This window comes from Corynebacterium sp. KPL4035 (genome assembly GCF_037908325.1).
Classification (GTDB): domain Bacteria; phylum Actinomycetota; class Actinomycetes; order Mycobacteriales; family Mycobacteriaceae; genus Corynebacterium; species Corynebacterium kefirresidentii.
Window position 1 is genome coordinate 51,861 of record NZ_JBBMGF010000011.1, and the last position, 17,933, is coordinate 69,793.

Annotated in this window: 11 protein-coding genes and 1 pseudogene; 7 read left to right on the forward strand and 5 right to left on the reverse strand. The window is 57.2% G+C overall.

What is annotated here, in order from left to right:
* The first annotated feature begins 3 nt into the window (after positions 1 to 3).
* Positions 4 to 936, forward strand: a complete 933-nt coding sequence (gene hutG / locus WMP96_RS09990; RefSeq protein ID WP_301716567.1) for a formimidoylglutamase — start codon at positions 4 to 6, stop codon at positions 934 to 936.
* An 8-nt stretch (positions 937 to 944) separates the two neighbouring features.
* Here hutG and WMP96_RS09995 read toward each other — a convergent pair whose 3' ends face one another.
* Entirely contained in the window at positions 945 to 2,291 is a 1,347-nt protein-coding gene (locus tag WMP96_RS09995) for a YjiH family protein (RefSeq protein ID WP_340433221.1), read from the reverse strand.
* A gap of 133 nt (positions 2,292 to 2,424) precedes the next feature.
* On the opposite strand from WMP96_RS09995, the gene WMP96_RS10000 reads away from it, so the two are divergent.
* The 3 genes and pseudogenes from WMP96_RS10000 to WMP96_RS10010 all read left to right on the forward strand — a co-directional run bounded on the left by WMP96_RS10000 (position 2,425) and on the right by WMP96_RS10010 (position 7,475).
* Positions 2,425 to 2,820 carry a (deoxy)nucleoside triphosphate pyrophosphohydrolase gene (locus WMP96_RS10000; RefSeq protein WP_301716565.1) on the forward strand — a complete coding sequence of 132 codons (396 nt, stop codon included), beginning with the start codon at positions 2,425 to 2,427 and terminating at the stop codon, positions 2,818 to 2,820.
* A gap of 145 nt (positions 2,821 to 2,965) precedes the next feature.
* Positions 2,966 to 6,089, forward strand: a pseudogene (locus tag WMP96_RS10005) (DUF3427 domain-containing protein).
* Positions 6,090 to 6,182: 93 nt separating this feature from the next.
* On the forward strand, positions 6,183 to 7,475 hold the full coding sequence (locus WMP96_RS10010; protein WP_239206562.1) for an Nramp family divalent metal transporter: 1,293 nt from the start codon (positions 6,183 to 6,185) through the stop codon (positions 7,473 to 7,475).
* Positions 7,476 to 7,490: 15 nt separating this feature from the next.
* Here WMP96_RS10010 and WMP96_RS10015 read toward each other — a convergent pair whose 3' ends face one another.
* A complete protein-coding gene (locus WMP96_RS10015; protein ID WP_301716564.1) occupies positions 7,491 to 8,732 on the reverse strand; it encodes an MFS transporter in 1,242 nt (413 codons plus the stop codon).
* A gap of 112 nt (positions 8,733 to 8,844) precedes the next feature.
* On the opposite strand from WMP96_RS10015, the gene WMP96_RS10020 reads away from it, so the two are divergent.
* Positions 8,845 to 9,363, forward strand: a complete 519-nt coding sequence (locus WMP96_RS10020) for a hypothetical protein (RefSeq protein WP_301716563.1) — start codon at positions 8,845 to 8,847, stop codon at positions 9,361 to 9,363.
* Here WMP96_RS10020 and WMP96_RS10025 read toward each other — a convergent pair.
* The 3 genes from WMP96_RS10025 to WMP96_RS10035 form a co-directional block, all read right to left on the reverse strand.
* Positions 9,360 to 10,202, reverse strand: coding sequence for a hypothetical protein (locus WMP96_RS10025; RefSeq protein WP_340433225.1), 843 nt, complete (start codon positions 10,200 to 10,202; stop codon positions 9,360 to 9,362). The two genes, WMP96_RS10020 and WMP96_RS10025, sit on opposite strands and share 4 nt — an antisense overlap.
* Before the next feature lie 206 nt (positions 10,203 to 10,408).
* Positions 10,409 to 11,257 (reverse strand): DNA primase, encoded by an 849-nt coding sequence (locus WMP96_RS10030; protein WP_086588071.1) that lies wholly within the window; start codon positions 11,255 to 11,257, stop codon positions 10,409 to 10,411.
* Positions 11,258 to 11,338: 81 nt separating this feature from the next.
* Positions 11,339 to 13,042, reverse strand: a complete 1,704-nt coding sequence (locus tag WMP96_RS10035; protein ID WP_340433230.1) for a carboxylesterase/lipase family protein — start codon at positions 13,040 to 13,042, stop codon at positions 11,339 to 11,341.
* Positions 13,043 to 13,158: 116 nt separating this feature from the next.
* Between WMP96_RS10035 and WMP96_RS10040 the strand changes: the two genes are divergently transcribed.
* Entirely contained in the window at positions 13,159 to 13,887 is a 729-nt protein-coding gene (locus WMP96_RS10040; RefSeq protein ID WP_301716560.1) for a hypothetical protein, read from the forward strand.
* 183 nt (positions 13,888 to 14,070) lie between these two features.
* Positions 14,071 to 17,790, forward strand: coding sequence for a multifunctional oxoglutarate decarboxylase/oxoglutarate dehydrogenase thiamine pyrophosphate-binding subunit/dihydrolipoyllysine-residue succinyltransferase subunit (locus WMP96_RS10045; RefSeq protein WP_436407016.1), 3,720 nt, complete (start codon positions 14,071 to 14,073; stop codon positions 17,788 to 17,790).
* Positions 17,791 to 17,933: the final 143 nt, after the last annotated feature.

Here is a 17,933-nt window from a genome sequence, read left to right on the forward strand (position 1 = left end):
ACCATGAACACTGAAAAAGCTGAACTTTTCACCCCCGCCCCCGAATGGTCCGGCCGCTCCGATGGCCCTGGCCCAGAGCATGCCCGTTGGCATAGCGTTATCAATCAGTCCACCGAATCCCCCGCCCCAGTAACCCTCCTGGGGTTTGCCTCCGATGAGGGCGTGCTGCGCAACGGCGGCCGCCAGGGTGCAGCCGCAGGCCCAGCCGCGCTGCGTTCCGCGCTTGGCTCCTTGGCGGTGCACCATGAGCATGCGCTTGCCGACGCCGGCACGATCACCACCCAAGCCGACGACCTCGACGGCGCCCACGATGCCCTATCCGACAAGGTGCAAGAGCTCGTCGAGGCCGGCACCCTCCCCATCATCCTGGGCGGCGGACACGAGACTGCCTTTGGCTCCCACCGTGGCCTCTACCGCGCGGTAGGCGCCACCAAGATCATCAACCTGGATGCTCACTTCGATCTGCGCCGCGCGGACCAAGCCACCTCCGGCACCCCGTTCAAGCAGATTTCGGAGCTTTCCGACGACTTCGACTACACCGTGTTGGGAATCTCCCGCCCCAATAACACCGCAGTGCTTTTCGACGAGGCAGAGAGCCTGAACGTCGCCATCACCCTGGACGAGGAACTAGTCAATCTCACCCCAGCCGAGTGCGCTGAGCTAGCCGCCAAGGCTACCGAGGGCAAGGACAAGGTCCACTTGTCCATCGACCTCGATGTCCTACCGGCTTCTACCGCGCCGGGCGTATCCGCCCCAGCCTCCCTCGGCGTTTCCTATGAACGCATCCGCGCCATGGCCGTAGCTATTGCACGAACGGGCAAGCTGGCCCTGGTGGACGTCGTCGAGCTCAACCCCACCTTCGACATAGATAACCGCACCGCCAAAGCGGCGGCGCGGCTTATCGATGACATCGTCACGGCCCACATCGAGGCCTAGCTCTTAAATCAAAACAGCAGGTGAGCAATCGGCGTGGCGATAAGAATGGTCAGCGCCACGCGCTCGAACCAAATGATGACCAGGTGACTCAGCTTCACCGGAATCTTGGTAGCCAGGATGCAGGGCACCAGCGCGGAGAAGAAAATAATGGCAGAAACTGCCACCACGCCGATGACGAACTTGAGCACCATGCTGTCGCTGCCTGCCACTGCGGTGGCGGGCAGGAACATCTCCGCAATTCCCATGGCCGCACCCTTGCCGGCTTGTACCGGCTCCGGCAGCTGCACTACCCACGCAAATGGGTAGAACAGGTAGCCAATCCACTCAAAGATGGGTGTAAAGCGCGCCAGCAAAAGGCCGATGAGGCCCACCGACATAATGGAAGGCACAATGGCCGCCGCCATGCGTACACCATCGCGCAAGTTCTCCCAGATGGATTCCCACAACGACGGCGCGCGCTGTAGCGCCAGCATCGCCTCGCGCCACGCGTTTTTGATTCGCGAGCCTTCTACCGGCTTTTCCGGATCTGGGTGCGCATCCGCAAAATACTCGTCCGGAATGGTCCGCAGCGGCGGAATACGCACGGTAATGGCGGTAACCACAAAAGTCACGATGAGCGTGACAATGAAGTAGGTGCCCCAGATTTTCATCAGGTCAAGCTGCTTGGCGACGATGACCATGAAGGCCGCAGAGACCGTCGAAAAGCCGGTGGCAATAATCGCTGCCTCGCGCCCGGTATAGCCGCCCTTTTGATAGACGCGGTCCGTGACCAAGATTCCCAGTGAATACGAGCCTACAAACGAGGCCACCGCGTCAATTGCTGAGCGCCCCGGAGTCTTCCACAGTGGCCGCATGATGGGCTGCATGAGCACGCCGACAAATTCCAGCAAACCAAAGCCAATGAGAAACGCGAGGAAAGCACCACCAATAGGCACGATAAGGCCTACCGGAATGGCAATGGAGTTCCACAAGAATGGCACTAGGTCCTCGTCACCGAGCACCCACGGCAGCGCGTCGATGACCATCAGGAACGAAACCACCGCACCCACAATATTGAGCACCGCAAAGACTGCCTGCAGCACGCTTTCTTTAAACGCGCCGGTAGTAAAACTGCGCACCGTCCCGTACACGGCCAAGGCAAAGATAATCCACGGCACCGCCGCAGGAATCCCCTCACGCACCATCGTGACCATGTGGTCCAAAGGAATGGAGCGCTTATCCTGATACGTCACCGGCAGGAAGAATACGAACGCGCCAATCGCGCTATATAAAAAGAGTTTCCACCGTCCCCCAGGCTGCGGGATTTCCCCGTCATGGCTCTGGATGGAGGAGTAAACCGATTCGGTAGAAGTCACAGTAAAACCGTCCCCTCAAGCTTGCCTACAAAAATCAAGCCCGCGTGACAGCCTTACGCGAACATTGGGGACATGTTATCTAAGTAACAGCTCACTGTCTAGACGTTTTCGAGGTCCAAGGCACAATAGAGTCATGTCTAAACCCATTCGCGTCGTCGGCGCTGTCTTCCATGACGGCCAGCGCTTCCTCGCCTGCCGAAAGAAACCGGGCAAGCCATTAGAAGGCCACTGGGAATTCCCAGGTGGAAAAGTCGAGCCTGGTGAAACGCCTCAGCAAGCCCTAGCTCGAGAAATACACGAAGAGCTCAACCTCAAAGCCGAGGTGGGAGCTAAGGTCGCGACAACAACCTACGAGTACGAATTCGCCACTATTGAGCTAACGACTTTCTATTGCACGCTTATTGACGGCGACCTCCGCCTGACCGACCATGACGCTACACAATGGGTTACCCCCGCAGAGGCCACCAGTTTGAACTGGGCTCCCGCTGATATTCCAGCGGTAGAAGCATTAGCTTCTACTCACAACTAGGGAACGAAAGATTCTTTTTCATAGTGTCCTTTCGCCAGCATTCGGCGGATATCCTCCGCTAAACGCAACACCAGCGGGAGAACATTTAGTCACTAATCCTCTCTTATGCCAATTTAGGATGCCCAGCCTTTAGAATTTGGTCATTATGAGCATCAATCCCGATTCCTCCCTACCTTTCGGTGTATACGAAACCCCCATTACGACCCGTATTCGCGAGCGAATGGAGGAAACGCTAAACCAACACCCTGCTGCAGGATTCGGTATCGGGCGAAGCTCCGATGAGGAAGCTCAGGGCCGCTATACTTCGGCGGTTTCTCAACACATCGGCTCACTCTTAGAGCACCGTCTCCGCGGTTTGAAGTCGCCCGAGGACCGCGTTGCCCTCATCAACGCCATTGCGCTTCTGCTGGGCGATGATGAAGGAATCGATTCCGAGGAGCTCCTCTATGCTGTGTACAACTCCGGATTAGCGGATCCTCCCCTCCTTCCTGACGTTTCACTCACCAAGAGCGCACTATTTACCAATGCCCGGGGAGAATCTAGTTTAACCAGCGAGATCGAAAGAGAAATTAAAACGGCCGATTCGGTAGACCTGCTGTGCGCTTTCATCAAGAATTCCGGCATTAGCGTCCTCGATAGACAGCTGGAGTATCTTCGCGATAACAAAATCCCATTCCGCCTTCTTACTTCTACGTACTGCGGTGCGTCTGACGCAGCCGCGCTCAAGCGATTGGTCGAGAAGTATCAGGCAGACGTGAAAATTTGCTATGAACACAAATCCACTCGCCTTCATGCCAAGGCTTGGCTGTTCCGCCGAAAGTCCGGTTTCGACACTGCATTTATTGGTAGTTCTAACCTGTCAAGGTCCGCTCTTGTCGATGGTTGGGAATGGAATGTCCGCGGCTCTAACACCGCAACACCGGAAGTGATTGATAAATTCATCAAGACTTTCGATAGTTACTGGCACGACAGCCACTTTAAAACCTTCGTCCCAAATAGTGACATGGAGCGTCTCGAGCGGTCTCTGCGCATAGCCAGAGGCGGTGAATCGTCCGGAGCACTTCGCCAATTGGAGCTTTCTGGCCTAGAGGTAACGCCTTACCCATACCAGGAAGAAATGCTCGAGGCTTTGCGGTCAGAGCGGGAGATAAAGGATCGACATCGAAACCTTCTGGTAGCTGCGACAGGAACTGGAAAGACCGTAGTTGCTGCACTGGATTATCGAAATCTTTGCGAACAATGGAAACGACGTCCCCGATTGCTCTTCGTGGCTCACCGGAAGGAAATTCTTCACCAAGCCCGACGGACATTCCGGGAAGTTCTCAAAGACGCAGACTTTGGCGAGCTGCTTGTCGACGGCGCCGAGCCGCACCGTTGGGATTTTGTCTTTGCCAGCGTGCAATCCCTGAGTGCTTCCCGTCTAGAAAAGCTAGATCCCAAACGCTTTGATGTCGTAATAATCGACGAGTTTCATCACGCACAAGCTCCCACCTATAACGCGCTTTTAGACCACTTCCAACCACGAGAGCTCTTAGGTTTAACAGCTACGCCGGAACGTGGTGATGGCGAAAATGTTCAAAGGTACTTTGACTATCGCGTAGCCCATGAACTGCGTTTGTGGGATGCTTTGCGTTTGCAGCTGTTAGTTCCCATGCATTACTACGGGATCGCTGATGGGACGGACCTTTCTTCGTTGACCTGGATCCGAGGCAAGAAAGACTATAACTCCAGAGAGCTCTCCGAGTTCTACATCAAAGCAGGAGAAAAGCGCACCCGCTTCATTATTAACGAGCTGAACCGGCGCATTTTCGATCTCTCGGAGATGAAAGCCATCGGTTTTTGCGTCACTATCGCTCACGCAAAATATATGGCAACGCAATTCCAACAATTTGGAATCCCAGCGCGCGCTGTAACGAACGAACTCTCCGCCGCCGAGCGGGCCCAGGCCATTAGAGATCTGGAGGCGGGTGAGGTCAAAGTTCTGTTTTCTGTAGATATATTTAACGAGGGCGTAGACATTCCTGCTGTTAACACCCTACTTTTGCTCCGCCCGACGCAAAGCCCCGTGGTCTTTCTGCAACAACTAGGTCGCGGTCTCCGTCTATCTCCAGGTAAAGACTCCTGTGTCATTTTCGATTTCATTGGCCAGCAGCATGCGGATTTTGATTTCGAGCGAAAGTTCCATGCCCTAACACGGAAACGGGGCAAGCGCTTAACCGAAGAAATTGAACAGGGATTTCCCACAACTCCGCCGGGGTCACATATTCAGCTAGACCAAACGACAACCGAGCAGGTTCTTCGCAATGTCAAGAAGATCTCACGAAATTCACTACGCAAAGTACGTGCATTACTTTCTGAAATTCGAACTACAGATCTTAAAGAGTTCCTTGAGGAATCAAATCTCCAGCTAGAAGATATCTATCGCCCCTCAAAATATTCGTGGACGCGGCTTCTTCGAGAAGAAGGCCTTATTCAGCAGAACGCCAATGAGACTGAAACATTTCTGCTCAATCGGATTCGGGTTTTCCTGCACGTCAACGATCCGCACCGAGTCGACGCCTATCTGCGCATCCTTTCCACCCCAGATCTCCACTACGCCGACATGGTCCAATCCGATCAAGCCTTCACCCGAATGCTCGTCCTCGGGTTCTGGGCGAACTCAAATTCTCCGCATCCCGGTTCCTATGACAAGGCTCTGACAATTTTGCGCCAGCACCCGCAGGTCGCTTGGGAATTGCAACAGGTTATGCAACTGTCCAGTGACTCCTCTCGCATCATTCCGCAGCATAGCGAGACGTCTGTGTTGGAAACGCACGCGGATTATTCATTGGCCGAACTAATTGGCGCTTTTGGAGACTAGGAGCCTTGCACAACTTGTAAACCTTCCCCGCGAGGGCGTGAAATACTTCCCGGATATCAATACGGACCTGTTCTTGGTGACGTTTCAAAAAGACGAACAGGTAAGTGCCTCTACGAATTACCGAGACTATCCAATTTCACCCGATCTATTGCACTGGGAATCTCAATCAACAACGACGCTGAAGTCGAAGGCGGCTAAACGCTACATCGGCCATCAGAATCGTGATGGCAAGATTCTCATAGCCTCGCGCTTTAATAAGAAAAACGAAGTCGGTACAGCGAGCGCCTATACCTATTTAGGCGCTGTGGATTATGTGTCACACCATGGAGAAAAGCCGATCCAATTCGAATGGAAGCTCCAGCGAGCAATGCCCAAGGCGCTCTACGCTGCCGGAAGAACGGTGGCATAGACGGCCGATCGAAAACTGAAATCTGCGTTTTCCTGATAGAAAAGCACCACCTTCCCTATAGTGATTCGAAACACAACTGATCGAGAGGGTGCCATGAGTCATACCCACGAATCAAATTCTGCCCGGCCTGCAGGCAGCAGGAACGACGCAGAAACAACCGCCCAGGCCAGAGTAAAATGGACCTTAGTCGGTCCGGGATTAGTGGCCGCAGCGACGGGTGTCGGTGCGGCCGACCTGGTGGCCACGATGATCGCCGGCCAGCGCTTTGGCTACGCGCTCCTGTGGGCGGTCATCATCGGCACGATTATGAAGATTGTACTGGTCGAAGGTGTCGGACGGTACAGCCTCGCCACCGGAAACACGATGTTCCATGGTTGGCGTGAGCTGGGGCGTTGGACTGCTTGGTACTTTGCCCCTTATATCGCTATCTGGGGACTCGTATACGGCGCCGCCGCAATGTCCGGCACGGGACTGGCCCTCAGCGCTCTTTTCCCGAACACCAGTCTCGAAATGTGGGCAATTATCACCGGCATTTCCTGTTTTGTCCTGACTTGGCTTGGCCAATATCAGCTTTTTGAAAAACTTTCAGCCATCTTGGTCGGGATTATGTTTGTCACTGTAGTCGGCATCGCCGCCATTACTGCCCCTAACCTTCCCGAAATCATCGGTGGCTTAGTGCCACAAATTCCGGATGGGTCCTTTGTCTATGTACTATCCATCGCTGGCGGAGTGGGTGGCACTATTACGCTAGCGGCCTACGGCTACTGGCTGCGGGAAAAGGAATGGTACACGCCGAAATGGATGAAGGTTATGCGTATGGACAATTCGGTAGCTTACGCAGTCACCGGAATCTTCGTTCTGGCTACACTCGTTCTGGGCGCCGAGCTTCTTTACAGCGCCAACGTCGCCGTATCCGATAACGATCAGGGCCTCGTTGATATGGCGGATGTACTTGAGGACCGCTACGGAACCTTCATCTCCAAAACGTTCATCATCGGATTTTTCTCTGCCGCATTCTCCTCTTGCCTTGGTGTTTGGAACGGCGTGTCCCTCATGTTCGCCGACTATATTGGCCACCTCAAAAAGATTCCGCAAGGCGATCCGAGGACAAGTACCGGTGGAAAGTATTACCGCGCTTATCTCATCTGGCTAACCTTTCCACCAATGTTGTTGCTTCTCCTTGGAAAGCCAACTGGACTCATCATCGCTTATGGAGTCCTCGGCTCACTTTTCATGCCCTTTTTAGGCCTGACCCTCCTGGTATTGCTGAATACCAGACACACGCCAAAGAAATGGAGAAATGGCTGGTTCGTCAACACCTTGATGGCGATTATCTCCGTCGCCTTCGTTTATCTATGTGTCTCCCAATTGGCTGAACTTTTCTAGCCCAACTCCAAATGCTTAGTTCTCCTGCGGCACCCGCTTCGGCTTATTCCCTACCTCAGCGTGCGGATCGCGGCCGAATGCCCAGGCAATGATGCCAATGAAGGCGATGGCGCCGCAGACGGTGAAGGCGAGGGGGAAGCCGGAGGCGTCGGCAAGCAGGCCAATGAGCATGGGGCCTAAGATTTGGCCGAAGTCTCCGGCCATCTGGAAGGTGGATAGTACCTTGCCGCCGGAGCGCTGATTGCCCACGATGTCTCCCACTGCGGCCTGCTGGGAGGGGTTAATGAGCCCGGAGGATGCGCCGGCGAAGGCGGACACGAGCAGGAGGAACCAGACGCTGATAGCCATGCCCATGAGCACCATAAAAATGGCGGAACCGACCAGGCCGATGAGGATGAGTGGCTTGCGGCCATGGATATCGGACCACCTGCCCGAAAATTGCAAGACGATGGCGTTCCCAGCGGCAAAGACTGCTAGCGCAAGACCGGATGCCGCGGCGCCATTGTGGAAGATAGAGGCGGCAAAAAGAGGCAGGACGGATACGCGTACGCCCATATTGATCCAGCCATGCGCAAAGTTGGAAGTTAACACCGCACGATAGGCGGTATCGCCCCAGGCTTCCCGCAGGCGCATGGGCGGCAGTTTATCCTTATTGGCCTGTTTGTGGTTGACGCGAGGCATTTGCCACCAGACAACGAATGCGGCGAGCGCAACACCCACGCCGTAGATGAAAAATGGCCAACGAAAGCCCAGGAAGGACAGGCTGGCGCCAAGAACCGGGCCAGCAACATTACCTAGCAGGAAGGCCGTGGCATAGGTGGCAGAACACTTGCCGCGAATCGACGGCGGGGACATGCGCACAATAAGACCCATGGCCGAGACTGTGAACATGGTCGAACCAATGCCGGCAAGCGCACGCAGGGCCACGATATGCCAGTAGCTTTGGGCAATGGAAACGAGTCCTGTGGTTACCGCGACTGTCATGAGCCCGATGAGGTAGACACGGCGTGAGCCGACGCGATCCACCAAGGAGCCAGACATCGGCGCGAAAAGGAGGCGGGAGGCGGCGAAGATGGAAACCACCAAGCCCGCGGCGGCCATAGAGACATCGAAGCTCACCACAAACTGCGGCAAGAGCGGAGCGATGAGACCGTATCCCAACGCGATGATGAATGCGGCGGTGACCATAACCCAGATCTCGCGTGGAATGTGCGGTTTTTGTTCTGGGCTTATTTCCCCACTCTGCGTATTCATCATATCGGCTGCAACTCTAATCCTTCAGTTACGGGAAAGCCATTTTCGATCGCCCGTCGCACGTGCGTTCTAATGATGCAGGCTTGTGTCCGCACGGGACCCTAAGGTGATGGCCATGTACAAAGCACAAAAGAACCTTCCCCAGTCCACCCCGATGTTCCTCCCACGTTCCGCTAGCGAGATTGCCGCGGACCTGCTTTACCACGAATACGACACCATCGAGTCCATTACCGCTATCCTGCACCACCCACGTTCCCTGGCCCGCCCTACTCCCACCTGGCGCCCACCACTCAAGCAGCTGCCGACGGCCGCGGGTGGACCGGGCGGAGACTACTGCATGAGCATTACCCGCCACCGCGTGGGTTCACGCGTAAAGGCCCGAGTGCGCGGCTTTGGGCAAGACCGCATTCCCGCATACCTCATCACCATCCGCATAACCGAGAACTTTGGCCAAACGGTGGAACCTGCCGTGGCCGAAGGCTGGGTACGCACGCTTGTGCCGGCGGAGATGGTGGATGCTGTTCACGAGGTCTCTCGCGGCCCCAATGCCACCTATGTGTGGCTAGTGGATAGCTCTTATCAGCCGGTCCGCTCCCCCGAGTCGCTATTCGTCGGCTTGACCCAAGCCGCCTAAGCGGTCGCGGGCTGTTCTGTTTGTTTCCCCGGCACATCCGGTGTTGCATGCGGGTCAGGCGCGTAAAGGATCTTTCTCAAGACCTCGCGATTGAAGGTCACTGTGTAGTGTCGGGCGATTGCCTTGGGCATAAAACGCAGGATCGCGCAGGCGATGAGAACGGTAAAGACCTTGTCCAAGATGACAGAGGTAAGGCCTTGCAGGATGATGGCCAGGCGCTCATCTTGAAAGATCAGCTCATAGAACTTGGTAAGGTTTTGCGGTTCCTGGCGTGGACGCCCGCTGAACGAAAAGATCAGGACATATACGCTCATCACGCCGGAGCCGATGCCCATACCGAGGCCGGAAAAAATGATCGACGAGAGCCTATTAAATACCCCGCGGCGAGCCATCAAACCCACGGCGGCGCCGATAAAGATGCCCACAGGAGCAAAGGCGAGATCATAGGCAAAGTACACTCCTCCCAACACCGTGGTGGTCAAGCCCGTGGCCATGCCCAGCACAGGACCGGCGATGATTGCCACGATGGAGGTGCCCACGGCATCGAAGAACAACGGGACTTGCGAGCGCACCGTCAACGAGCCCAGCAATAAATTTATCGAGGCGCCGAAGATGGGATACAAGAGGATGCAATTGGGCACCAACCCATACTGCGAGGTGTATAACAGCACCGCAGCCACCAAGAGCAGCACCCAGACGCTGGCGGTCAGATAAGACTCAAAAGTCACGGTCACCGTGGAGTACACGCCAAGGACGGTGCAAAACCACGCAGCAAACGAGAGTGCTACGGCGACAACGACAAGAACGTATCGCCACGTAGTATCGCGGTTCACTGCCATGGTTTTCTACTCCTCATAAGGTTTGGCCTGGGGCGGATTTTCAGTCCCAGGCCGGGAACCTTCTAAAGCCTAGTTGTCGGCGCGTGAAAGTAGCAAGACAATAAGGAATATATAATCTATACCCCTACCTGCAATGATGCTTTGAAAAAGAGAAAGGCCCAGCCCCACCGCAAGAAGACGGTGAGCTGGGCTATGGGAGGCAGGGTTTACTTTTCTTCAGCTGCTTCGGCCTCGGATTCATCGTCCACGTCGGCATCATCGTTGTCGAAGTAGTCCTCCTCTTCGTCCCCGTCATCCTCACCGAAGATGTCGTAGACGTCCGGTTCTTCATAGTCTTCATCATCGAAGGATACGAGCTGCGCTTCCCAGTCTAGGGCTTGCTCAGAGACAAGCCCCAGGACGTCGAAGAGGCGATCGAAATCGGTATAGGTACCAAGCTCGAGGGCCTCGGCAGGAACCTCCACGATGGGGACATCATCAAAGTCGGCGTTATCAAAGAGGGCGAGGCGGTCGGCCTCATCGAGATCCTCATCCTCTTCATCAACTTCCCAGGCGAGGGTGACGGCCTCATCTTCCATGTCATCTAGATCGTCTTCGTCGAAGTCGAAAGCGAGGAAGCGGACGATGGCAGAAGGGACACCGTCAATGGTTTCCACAAGCACGCGCAGCTCCGAGTCATTGGCCACTTCAGCCACGACAAGGTGGGGGTTGAGCTCATCTTGGGAAAATTCTAGTTCCGCGATGCGCTCATCGGTGCCCTCCAGCAGGTCGCGCAGGACGGTGACCACTTGGTCGGTAGCGATATGGCGAGAAACCGCCTCCACGGCGTCATCTACAGAGAAGGCGACGGAGACCAAGACCGCCTCAAATTCTTCATCGTCTTCATCAACGTCTGCCGCAGCGATATAGACATTTGCTGCAGGCAGGAGCGGATCGATTTCAATAAATTGGATTTCCAGATCAGAGGTGATCGGAACGAACATGACGTCATCATTGACGCGGGACTCGATGCCCTCGGCATCCAATGCAGAAGCAATATCTTCGAAAAAGCTCATGGTGGTTTAAAATCCATCCTTCGGAAGCAGAGGTCCCCACGGTAGGCAAGCCGCCGCCCGCGGTCACTGTGGAGTCTACCGCTATTCCCACCCGGATGGTTGGAAGCCCAAAGATTTCACCAGCTCTGGGCGCCCACTTCCCCACTCCAACATGTGGTATCCCTCCCACGCTTGCCGCTTGAGCTCGTGCGGGGCGTTTTCAATATAGGCCTCGGCATCAAAGATCATGGTGGCCCGCTGCTTGAGCCCGTAGCGCGGCCAGCTCATCTTCGGGCGGCCACCGTGGATAAAGGCGGACCAGTGCTGCTGCATGGTGGCGGTAAGTTCTTCCATCTCCGCGCGCGAGCCCCAATTAGTAAGGAAGGACGCGCGCGAAGAATGTGGGTCACCAAAGATGTTGCCCAGCTCCATCGAGTGCATGGCGCCTAGGCCCAACCACTTGAGTACGGCAGAGGCGAAGTCGAAGCGGTACATCCACGTTGGTGCCACCTGCGCGTGGGCGGCGGCGATGCGGGTGGAGGGTGCCCAAAAGAGGGCGTCGGCAAGCAGGTGCGCAAAGTCCTCGCGGGCCACTGCGCCGTCATAAGCGGCAACCACCTCAGGGGCATGCTGGGGATCGAAGGAGGCCAATAGGCGCAGGGCGGCGCGCTCACGGGAGCTTTGGCGCTGGAAGAGGAATTTGCCAAAGCTAGCCTCGTCCGAGTTCGTACCGATGAGCAGCGGAACTTGATGCTGGTGGCCGTTTTCAAAGGCGGCAATGGGGTGTTCTGGAATAAGCTCCTCATCCACCGTGGGCGCATAGCAAGAATTAAGGTGAATGAGCTCGCCAGCCCGCCACATCATGGACTGGCCGGAGCGCACCAAATCAGCAAAGTTTTCCTGCCGCAGATCCTCTACCGAGGTGCGGCGTGGCAAGGCCAACCGGTGAACCAGCTCGCGCGCCCACAAGGTGGATTGAGCCCGGGAGTGAATCATGGCGATCGGCGGGGACTGGGCGATGGCGCGATGGAATAGGCCCTCCGCGGGCGGGCTTGTCATCAAGGTCAATACGGCCGCACCGCCGGCAGACTCGCCCATGAGGGTGACAGAGTCAGGGTCACCGCCAAAGGCGGCGATATTATCGCGCACCCACTGCAATGCCAAGATCTGGTCAGCCACCGCTGGGTTGGCACTGCAGTCGCCGCCTAGGCTACGCAGATCCAAATAGCCCAAAGAGTTAAGGCGGAAATTGATGGATACGTAGACCACGTCCATGCGGGTGGCTAGCTCGAAACCACGAAGCATGAGCATATGAGACGAACCCATAATGAAGCTGCCGCCGTGTAAATAGACCACCACAGGAAGCTTCTCCTCGGTGCGCGGGCGCACAATATCTAGGTGCAGGCAATCCTCAGATCCAATAATTCGGTCGGTCCAGGAATACGTGGGCTGCGGGGCCGGCGGGCCGAATTGACTGCAATCGCGCACGCCCTCCCACGCCGGCGCGGGCTGCGGGGCGCGGAAGCGATTGTCCCCAGCGGTGGTATCTCCAAACGGGATACCGCGCCACGTCAACACCGGCCCGGCGCTAATGGGGCGATCGGGGCGCAGGTCCTCTTCAATAACACCGCGCACCCAACCAGAGGTGGTGCGCACCGTAAGCTCATCTGCCAGGGCGTTTCGAGCTTCCTCGTAGGCGCGGCGGGCGCGTTCGTGCGCCTGCTCCGCCTTCAGCCGCGCCGCCGCGGAGGACTCCTCCGGGAAGACATCCCCGGAATCGCGGTAATTCTCGTGCGGCCTAACCATGTCCACTAGCTTAGGTGGCCTACACGCCCAAGGCGATCTGATTGCGGCGCGGCGGCACATTAATACGGCCTTTACTATGCTGGGCACGGATAAGTTTTAGCGAAAGAGAAGGACACATGGGTTTATTCACTAAAGATAAGAAGGACAACTCCACCGAGGTGGATACCGTCGATACCTATGACATCGATCCGGAGGACAGCAACCGCTTTACCTCTGCCCTGCTCAACTCTTTGGACCGCGCGGTATCGATACAATCTGGCGTCATCATCAAGTATGTCGAGAGCCTGAAAAAGCGCAATAAGGGCGCAAACCCACAGAAGCTGCAGGAGCTCATTGACAAGCACTTCCTTAATATCACCTCCGGTACCGGTGCGGCCGCAGGTGCATCCGCCGCCATCCCGGGTGTTGGTTTGGTAACCGGCGCTGCCACCATCGCTGGCGAGTCCGTGGTTTTCTTAGAGGCCGCAGCTTGGTACATCTTGGCTTCTGCCTACCTGCGTGGCGATGACATCAAGTCCCCCGAGCGCCGCCGCGCCCTTGTACTCGTCGTGCTCACCGGCTCGAAGGGGTCCGCTTTGGTCGATACGTTTGTCGGGGACCTCAATAGCGTTGCCGGTATGCGCTCGGCCGCTAGCCTGTCCCGATTCTCCGGCCCCACTCTATCTGGCATCAACGGCCGCCTGACCAAGCTTTTTACCAAACAAGTCACCAAACGCCTCAAGTGGGCGTGGGTAAGCAAACTGATGCCCATGGGCATTGGCGCGGTATTAGGCACCACCGCCAATCGCAAGCTGGCCAAGCAGGTCATCGAGCACGCCGGCGAGCAGCTTTCGCCCCTTACCTAAGGCTAGGGGTAGCCAGAAACCGGAAAGTGGGGCTATTGATACCCCTAACATAGTGAGTTTAGGGGTATGCCCCGTATCATGTAGGCAGACTCTTTGGCGGGTGACGTATGCGCTCGTACAAAGGCCGCACTAAAGTCGAATAAACGACCATTTTAAAGCAGAGAAATGAGGCGAATACCTGCCGTGAGCACATCGAATATCTTCGGCCCCAATGCGTGGCTGATAGACGAGCAGTTCCAGCAGTACTCCAAGGACCCGAGCTCCGTAGATAAGGAGTGGCGCGACTACTTCGAGGCAAACGGCGCGCCTAAGTCTAAGGCCCCAGCCAAGGAGGCCGCGAAGCCGTCTAAGCCAGCCGCGAAGAAGACTGAGGGTACTACTACCGCCCGCAAGCAGGAGGTCCGCGAGACCAACGTGGATAAGTCCGTGTCCAAGGCACAGGAGAAGTCCGCTAAGGCACAGCAGTCCGTAAAGAAGTCTGAGTCCCCGCTGGACCATATTGCGGACTACAAGGGCGGCGAAGAGCGCCAGCTCAAGGGCATGTTCAAGGCCATTGCTAAGAACATGGAAGAATCCCTGGAAATTCCTACCGCTACCACCGTGCGCGATATGCCGGTCAAGCTCATGTGGGAAAACCGCTCCATGATCAATGACCACCTCAAGCGCACCCGCGGTGGCAAGATCTCCTTTACCCACATCATCGGCTATGCCATGGTCAAGGCCGTGCAGCTGCACCCAGATATGAACGTGCGCTACGAGCTCAAGGATGGCAAGCCTTATGTCATCCAGCCCGAGCACATCAACCTGGGCCTAGCCATTGACCTCCCGCAGAAGGATGGCTCCCGCGCGCTGGTCGTTGCCGCCATTAAGGAGTGCGAGACCAAGTCCTTCTCCGAGTTTGTTGCGGCATATGAGGACATTGTTACCCGTTCCCGCAAGAACAAGCTCACCATGGATGACTTCTCTGGTGTGACCATTAACCTCACCAACCCGGGCGGCATCGGCACCCGCCACTCCATCGCCCGCCTGACTAAGGGCGCGGGCTCCATCATCGGCGTGGGCTCTATGGATTACCCGGCCGAGTTCGCTGGCGCTTCCGCAGATCGCTTGGCTGACCTAGGCGTAGGCCGCCTGGTTACCTTGACCTCCACCTATGACCACCGCGTTATCCAGGGTGCAGAGTCCGGTGAATTCTTGCGCACCATTGGCCAGCTGCTTGTCGACGGCGCGTTCTGGGACGACCTCTTCTCCTCCATGGGCGTGCCTTATGAGCCATTCCGTTGGGCACAGGACGTGCCGAACTCCGGCGTGGACAAGAACACCCGCGTCATGCAGCTCATCGAGTCCTACCGCTCCCGCGGCCACCTGCTGGCCGATACCAACCCGCTGGGCTGGGTACAGCCGGGCCTGCCTAACCCGGATCACCGCGACCTCGACATTGCGACCCACGGCCTCACTATTTGGGATCTGGACCGCACCTTCAACGTCGGTGGCTTTGGCGGCAAGGAGCAGATGACTCTGCGCGAGGTGCTGTCTCGCCTGCGCGCCGCCTATACCTTGAAGGTCGGCTCCGAGTACACCCACATCCTGGACCGCGATGAGCGCGGCTGGCTGCAGGACCGCCTCGAGGCGGGAATGCCGAAGCCCACCAATGCGGAGCAAAAGTACATCCTGCAGAAGGTCAATGCCGCCGAGGCATTCGAGAACTTCCTGCAGACCAAGTATGTGGGCCAGAAGCGCTTCTCCCTCGAGGGCGCTGAGACCCTCATTCCGCTGCTGGATTCCATCATTGATACCGCCGCCGGCCAGGATCTGGACGAGGTCGTCATCGGTATGCCGCACCGCGGCCGCCTGAACGTTCTCTTCAATATCGTGGGTAAGCCGCTGGCCGATATCTTCGACGAGTTCGACGGCAACTACAAGGGCGGCCAGCTCGGCGGCTCCGGTGACGTTAAGTACCACTTGGGTTCTGAGGGCCACCACCTCCAGATGTTCGGCGATGGCGAAATCAAGGTCACCCTTGCTGCCAACCCGTCCCACCTCGAGGCCGTGGACCCAGTCATGGAAGGCATCGCGCGCGCTAAGCAGGACATTTTGGACAAGGGCCCAGAGGGCCACACCGTTGTTCCGGTCATGCTCCACGGCGATGCATCCTTCACCGGCCTGGGCATCGTCCAGGAGACCATCAACCTGTCCCAGCTGCGCGGTTATACCAACGGCGGCACCGTCCACATCGTAGTTAATAACCAGGTGGGCTTCACCACTACCCCGGATTCCGGCCGTTCCACCCACTACGCCACCGACTTGGCCAAGGGCTTCGACTGCCCGGTCTTCCATGTCAATGGCGACGACCCAGAGGCTGTTGTTTGGGTGGGCCAGATGGCTGCCGAGTACCGCCGCCAGTTTGGCAAGGATGTCTTCATCGACCTCATGGTCTACCGCCTGCGCGGTCACAATGAGGCCGATGACCCATCGATGACTCAGCCAGAGCTTTACTCTGTCATCGACGAGCACAAGGCAGTGCGCGAGCACTACACCAACGACCTCATCGGCCGTGGTGACCTCTCCGCCGAAGACGCCGAAGCAGCCGCACGCGACTTCCATGACCAGATGGAGTCCGTCTTTGCCGAGCACAAGGAAGCTGGCAAGGCTCGCCCGAAGGAGCAGACTGGCATCACCTCCTCCCAGGAGCTCACCCGCGGCCTGGATACCTCCATCACCGCCGAGGAACTCGCCGAGCTGGGTGCCGCCTATGGCAACCCACCAGAGGATTTCGAGTACCACAAGCGCGTGGGCAAGGTAGCCAAGGATCGCGAGAAGTCCTCTCGTGAGGGCGGCATCGACTGGGGTTGGGGCGAACTCATCGCCTTCGGTTCCTTGGCCGGCGAGGGCAAGGTCGTCCGCCTGGCTGGTGAGGATTCCCGCCGCGGTACCTTCACCCAGCGCCACGCCGTCGCTTTCGACCCACGCAACGGCAATGAGTACAACCCGATGCACGCCATCGCCGCTTCTAAGGGCAACGGTGGCAAGTTCATGGTCTACAACTCCGCGCTGACCGAGTACGCTGGCATGGGCTTCGAATACGGCTACACCGTGGGCAACCCAGACGCCTTGGTGGCGTGGGAGGCGCAGTTCGGTGACTTCGCCAACGGTGCCCAGACCATTATCGATGAGTACATCTCCTCCGGTGAGGCCAAGTGGGGCCAGCTGTCCAGCCTGGTACTCTTGCTGCCGCACGGCTACGAGGGCCAGGGTCCGGACCACTCCTCCGCCCGCATTGAGCGCTACCTGCAGCTGTGCGCTGAGGGCTCGATGACCGTGGCTCAGCCTTCCACCCCGGCTAACCACTTCCACCTGCTGCGCCGCCAGGCACTCGGTGAAATGAAGCGTCCATTGGTCGTCTTCACCCCGAAGTCCATGCTGCGCAACAAGGCGGCCACCTCCGCCGTGGAGGACTTCACCGAGGTCAAGCGCTTCCAGTCCGTTATCAATGATCCGAACTACGTTGACGTTGACGGTAAGAAGGTCGGCGATACCGATAAGGTCAAGACCATCATGCTGGTCTCCGGCAAGCTGTACTGGGATCTGGAGAAGAAGCGCGAGGCCGACGGCCGCGATGACATCGCCATCGTCCGCGTGGAGATGCTCCACCCGATTCCGTTCAACCGCCTGCGCGAGGCATTTGAGGCTTACCCGAATGCCACCCAGATTCGCTTCGTACAGGACGAGCCGGCCAACCAGGGTCCATGGCCGTTCTACAATGAGCACCTGCGCACCCTGATCCCAGATATGCCTGAGATGGTTCGCGTTTCCCGCCGTGCCCAGTCCTCGACTGCTACCGGCAATGCCAAGGTGCACCAGATTGAGCAGAAGAACCTGCTGGAAGAGGCTTTTGGCATCTAGAGCTCTTCGAAATGTTTAAACCCCAGTGAGGACTCCTCACTGGGGTTTACTCATGCGGGCCAACGTCTTGATTTCTAGTGGTCGTGGAAACACCTGACATGGGTTAGGTGATTGTGTGGAGTCGAAATGGGTTCCGGATTCTG

What these genes read in the sequence shown, in the direction of transcription:
- hutG (WP_301716567.1), top strand. Translation starts at nt 4, where the DNA reads ATGAACACTGAAAAAGCTGAACTTTTCACCCCCGCCCCCGAATGGTCC.
- WMP96_RS10020 (WP_301716563.1), top strand. Translation starts at nt 8,845, where the DNA reads ATGTACAAAGCACAAAAGAACCTTCCCCAGTCCACCCCGATGTTCCTC.
- WMP96_RS10025 (WP_340433225.1), bottom strand. Translation starts at nt 10,202, where the DNA reads ATGGCAGTGAACCGCGATACTACGTGGCGATACGTTCTTGTCGTTGTC.
- WMP96_RS10035 (WP_340433230.1), bottom strand. Translation starts at nt 13,042, where the DNA reads ATGGTTAGGCCGCACGAGAATTACCGCGATTCCGGGGATGTCTTCCCG.
- WMP96_RS10040 (WP_301716560.1), top strand. Translation starts at nt 13,159, where the DNA reads ATGGGTTTATTCACTAAAGATAAGAAGGACAACTCCACCGAGGTGGAT.
- WMP96_RS10015 (WP_301716564.1), bottom strand. Translation starts at nt 8,732, where the DNA reads ATGATGAATACGCAGAGTGGGGAAATAAGCCCAGAACAAAAACCGCAC.
- WMP96_RS10030 (WP_086588071.1), bottom strand. Translation starts at nt 11,257, where the DNA reads ATGAGCTTTTTCGAAGATATTGCTTCTGCATTGGATGCCGAGGGCATC.
- WMP96_RS10000 (WP_301716565.1), top strand. Translation starts at nt 2,425, where the DNA reads ATGTCTAAACCCATTCGCGTCGTCGGCGCTGTCTTCCATGACGGCCAG.
- WMP96_RS10010 (WP_239206562.1), top strand. Translation starts at nt 6,183, where the DNA reads ATGAGTCATACCCACGAATCAAATTCTGCCCGGCCTGCAGGCAGCAGG.